The organism is Nocardiopsis rhodophaea, from assembly GCF_039530945.1.
Taxonomy (GTDB): domain Bacteria; phylum Actinomycetota; class Actinomycetes; order Streptosporangiales; family Streptosporangiaceae; genus Nocardiopsis_C; species Nocardiopsis_C rhodophaea.
Genome location: NZ_BAAAPC010000041.1, coordinates 1 through 5,682, shown reverse-complemented (window position 1 = coordinate 5,682; position 5,682 = coordinate 1). Strand labels below are relative to the sequence as shown.

The 5,682-nt window shown below is 65.0% G+C and carries 1 protein-coding gene; it reads right to left on the bottom strand.

What is annotated here, in order from left to right; genetic code table 11:
* The coding region (locus tag ABD259_RS25500) for an amino acid adenylation domain-containing protein (RefSeq protein ID WP_344165808.1) at positions 1 to 5,652 on the bottom strand (5,652 nt) is incomplete at its 3' end.
* Between the last annotated feature and the right edge of the window lie 30 nt (positions 5,653 to 5,682).

Sequence of the window (5,682 nt, the reverse complement as noted above, 5' to 3'; positions counted from 1 at the left end):
CCGCTCCCAGTAGTCGGCCTGGCCCGTGACGTGCTCGCTGTGGGCGTGCTCGGCCAGGCGTTGGGTCCAGCCGGCGAAGGAGGTGGTCTTCGCAGGAAGGTCCCCGCCCTCCAGGTAGAGGCGTTCGAAGTCCTCGACGACGAACTGCCAGCTGACCGCGTCAATGACGAGGTGGTGACAGGCCAGCACCAAGTACCGAACTTCAGGGGCCCTGACGATCGCCGCCCGCAGCAACGGCCCCTCGGCAAGATTTAAACCAGCATGCACGTTGTAGAGCGCTCGGTTCAGCACCGTGTCGACATCAGCTTCACCGGTCTCGACGACCTCTACCGGGACGTGGACCTGGTCGGTCCCGGCCTGGTGGTGGCGCCACCGCCCGTCCTCGCAGGTGAAGCGGGACCGCAGCACGTCATGATGGGCGACCACCCCTTCCAGAGCCCGGGCGACCAGCCCAGGATCCAGGTCAAGGCCCGTCTCCAGAACGACCCCCTGGTTCCAGTGATCAGGTCTGGCCAACCCCAGCCCGAAGAACCACTCCTGGACCGGCCCGACCACCACCTCACCGGTGACCGGCCCCTGCTCGGCCACGACCGCCGGCCCCTGGCCCGCCACCCGGGCAAGACCCGCGATCGTCTGCTCACCGAACACCTGCGCCGGGGTGACGTGGATACCGTGCTCAGCGGCCCGGGACACCACCTGGATGGAGAGGATCGAGTCCCCGCCCAGAGCGAAGAAATTGTCGTGGACCCCCACCTGCTCCACACCGAGAACCTCAGCGAAGACCTCCGCGAGAACCCTCTCGGCATCCGTTCTGGCCTCGACGAACTCCTCATGGATATGCCATTCGGGTTCCGGCAACGCCGAACGGTCCACCTTGCCGTTCGACGACAACGGCAGGTGTTCCAGAACACCGAACCCCGCCGGAACCATGTAATCCGGAACACGCTGAGACAGCCATTCACGAAGTTCAGCTGCTCCCATCGGCTCCTGTGACGCGGGGACGATGTAAGAGGCCAAACGGCGCGCGGCACCGCTCCCATGCACCACGGTGACCGACTCACCCACTCCCGGGTGGGAGGTCAGAGCGGCGTCGATCTCGCCGAGCTCGACCCGGAACCCGCGGATCTTGACCTGCTGGTCCACCCGCCCCAGGAACTCGATCGTGCCATCCTGGCGCCACCGCCCCAGATCCCCGGTCCGATACAGCAGAGCCCGCGGATCATCGGTGAACGGGTCGGGCAGGAAACTCGCCGCCGTGCGCTCAGCATCCCCCCAGTAACCGCGAGCCACCCCCACACCGCCGATGTGCAGCTCACCCGCCACCCCGACAGGACACGGACGCTGGTGTTGGTCGATCACGTAGAACCGCTGGTTCGACAACGGCCGACCATAGGGGATGCTCGTCCACTCAGGATCGACATGATCGATGGGATAACTGATCGACCAGATCGACGCCTCGGTCGCACCACCCCCGCTGTGCAGGCGCATGCCGGGGTTGAGTGCCCACACCTTCTCCGGCAGGGACAACGGAATCCAGTCCCCCGACAACAGCCCCACCCGCAGCGAGGACAGGGCTTGCGTGCTGGCTCGGGGGGCTTCGGCCAGAAGCTGAAGCAGCATGGGGACCGAATCCCACACCGTCACCCCGTGCCGCTCCACCAGATCGACCCAGTGGTCGGGGTCCTTCACCCCTTCCGGCGCCGGCAACACCACAGCGGCACCGGTCGAGAGCGGGCCGAAGATGTCATAAACGGACAGGTCGAAACTCAGCGAGGCCAGACCCAGCACCCGGTCCTCAGGCTCGACCTGAAAACGCTCATTGATATCGACCACCGTGTTCAAGGCACCGATGTGGTCGATCATCACACCCTTCGGTGTCCCCGTTGATCCCGAAGTGAAGATGACATAGGCAAGATCCGTCGGATCCTGAACCACACCCGGCATCACCACGGGCAGGCCGGCGAGCGCGGCTTCGTCATCAACGTTTAGACGGGAAACACCAGCGGGCAGCTCCGTCCCCGAAGAAGCGACCACATGGGTGACGTTTCCAAGCTCGATCAACTCACCCAGACGCGCCTGCGGCAGGCCCGGGTCCAGCGGAAGATACGCCGCCCCCGAAGCCATCACCCCGAGAACCGCAGCTACCTGGTCCCGACCCTTGCCCAGACACACGCCGACCAGCTCGTTTGAGCGCACACCCCGCTCGCGCAACCACCACCCGATCCGCGAGGACCGCTCCAAAAGCTCCCGGTAGGAGAACTCACCATCGGCCGCCACCACCGCGGCCCTGTCCGGATACCGCTCGCCAGCAGCCCACACCTTCTCGTGCAGACACCCCGCACCAGCGGCACCAAAATCCCGGTCGGTTAAATTCCACCCCCGCACCACCGTGTCGTACTCACCCTCCGAAAGCAGGGCCACCCGCCCGACCTCCTGGTCAGGGCCGGTGGTCACGCTGTCCAGCAGAGTACGGAAATGCTCTAGGAAACGATGGACCGTGGACTCGTCGAACAGATCGGTGTTGTAGTCCACCGAAACCAGGAACCCCGAATCGCCCTCGGCGACCATCCACGTCAGATCGAACATCGACCACCGCCGGGGAACCGTCACCGGCTCGACCACCAGCGAATGCAAATCGATCGGCTCACTCTCACCGACCTGGAGCCGGTTGCCGGCCCCCACCGCCAGCGGCGCCAGCCCCTCCTTATCGAAGGCCTGGGCCCGCTGCATCACGAACATGGTCTGATACAAAGGCGAATACGAGGAATCACGCTCAGGAGCTAACCGCTCCACCATCTCCGCCATCGGGAAGTCCTCGTGCTCGAACGCCCCGAGAACCGACTCCTGCACATCCCCGAGCAGCTCCTCGAAAGACATCCCAGGGCGGAAATCAGCCACCATCGGCAAAGGGTTAATGAAGTAACCGATGACGTCGTCGATTTCCGGCCTACCCCGTCCTGCCGTCGGCGATCCGACGACCACCCGTTCCTGCCCGGTCTCCCGGTGAAGGAAGAGCTGGTAAGCGGCCAACAGGACCACGTAGGGCGTGACCCCGGCCCGGTCACCGACTTCCCTCACGCGCTCCGACAGCTCAGCGTCAACTTCGAATATCTGATTCGCTCCGTGGAAGGTCTGGACCGAGGGCCGCGGACGATCCGCAGGCAATGCCAGCACCGGCAAGTCCCTCGACAGCCGCCCCTGCCAGTACTCCCACAGCCGATCCCCCTCCTCACCCACCAGCACCTCGCGCTGCCAGTCAACGAAATCGGCGTACTCCACCGCCGGAGCAGCACCGCCCCCGCCCCCATAGGCCAGGGCCAACTCGTCCAGCAACACCACGCACGACCACATGTCCACCACGATGTGATGAGCACACACCAGCAGGACCGGGCGACCGTCCGAGCGCTCGAACACCCGCAACCGCACCGGCACCCCGCTGTCCAGCACGAACGGGCGATCGGCCTCATCGGCCAACAGCGACTCGAACTCCTGCTCCCCGACCCCGCGCGCGTCCACCACCGCGAAGTCAACGCGCACACGCGGCTCCACACAGAAGAAGGGCCCCTCCGTGTCCTCTCCGAAGACCGCACCCAACAAGGCGTGGCGCGCGACCACCGACTCCCACGCCGACCGTAGTAGCTCCACGTCCAACGGCGACAACACCCGCACCGCCGTCGCCACGTGGTACGCCCCCGACTCAGCGGCGAACCGGTGAATCGACCACAACGCCTCCTGCCCCCGCGACAACCGCGAGGCAGCCCCCACCTCACGCTCACGCCGACGAACAGCCGGGATCTTCCTGTTCTCTACCACCGAGGCGAGGCCAGCGATGGTTTGTTCGCGGAACACCTGCGCCGGGGTGACGTGGATACCGTGCTCAGCGGCCCGGGACACCACCTGGATGGAGAGGATCGAGTCCCCGCCCAGAGCGAAGAAATTGTCGTGGACCCCCACCTGCTCCACACCGAGAACCTCAGCGAAGACCTCCGCGAGAACCCTCTCGGCATCCGTTCTGGCCTCGACGAACTCCTCATGGATATGCCATTCGGGTTCCGGCAACGCCGAACGGTCCACCTTGCCGTTCGACGACAACGGCAGGTGTTCCAGAACACCGAACCCCGCCGGAACCATGTAATCCGGAACACGCTGAGACAGCCATTCACGAAGTTCAGCTGCTCCCATCGGCTCCTGTGACGCGGGGACGATGTAAGAGGCCAAACGGCGCGCGGCACCGCTCCCATGCACCACGGTGACCGACTCACCCACTCCCGGGTGGGAGGTCAGAGCGGCGTCGATCTCGCCGAGCTCGACCCGGAACCCGCGGATCTTGACCTGCTGGTCCACCCGCCCCAGGAACTCGATCGTGCCATCCTGGCGCCACCGCCCCAGATCCCCGGTCCGATACAGCAGAGCCCGCGGATCATCGGTGAACGGGTCGGGCAGGAAACTCGCCGCCGTGCGCTCAGCATCCCCCCAGTAACCGCGAGCCACCCCCACACCGCCGATGTGCAGCTCACCCGCCACCCCGACAGGACACGGACGCTGGTGTTGGTCGATCACGTAGAACCGCTGGTTCGACAACGGCCGACCATAGGGGATGCTCGTCCACTCAGGATCGACATGATCGATGGGATAACTGATCGACCAGATCGACGCCTCGGTCGCACCACCCCCGCTGTGCAGGCGCATGCCGGGGTTGAGTGCCCACACCTTCTCCGGCAGGGACAACGGAATCCAGTCCCCCGACAACAGCCCCACCCGCAGCGAGGACAGGGCTTGCGTGCTGGCTCGGGGGGCTTCGGCCAGAAGCTGAAGCAGCATGGGGACCGAATCCCACACCGTCACCCCGTGCCGCTCCACCAGATCGACCCAGTGGTCGGGGTCCTTCACCCCTTCCGGCGCCGGCAACACCACAGCGGCACCGGTCGAGAGCGGGCCGAAGATGTCATAAACGGACAGGTCGAAACTCAGCGAGGCCAGACCCAGCACCCGGTCCTCAGGCTCGACCTGAAAACGCTCATTGATATCGACCACCGTGTTCAAGGCACCGATGTGGTCGATCATCACACCCTTCGGTGTCCCCGTTGATCCCGAAGTGAAGATGACATAGGCAAGATCCGTCGGATCCTGAACCACACCCGGCATCACCACCGGACAATCCGCCAAAGCCTCCGAAGCGTCGACATTCAGTCGTAACACCGCAGCCGAAGATCCGTCCTTTTCTTCCTTTCCGGGTTCTTTCACGTTGTCGGGGAGGTTCACCGCTGATGCCGTGACAATGTGGGTGACGTTTCCAAGCTCGATCAACTCACCCAGACGCGCCTGCGGCAAACCCGGATCAAGAGGAAGATACGCCGCCCCCGAAGCCATCACCCCCAGGACAGCCGCGACCTGGTCCAAGCTCTTGTCCAAGCACACACCGACAAGCTCATTGGGCCGCACACCCCGGTCACGCAACCACCACCCGACCCTGGCTGCGCGTTCGAGGAGTTCCCGGTAAGTCCACTGACCGTCGGCGGCGACCACTGCGGTGTTGTCGGGATACCGCTCACCGGCGTCCCACACCTTCTCGTGCAGACACCCCGCAGCAGCAGCACCGAAGTCCTCGGCAGTGGCATTCCACCCACGCACCACGGTGTCGTACTCCTCCACCGACAACAGAGGGATCCGCCCAACCTCCTG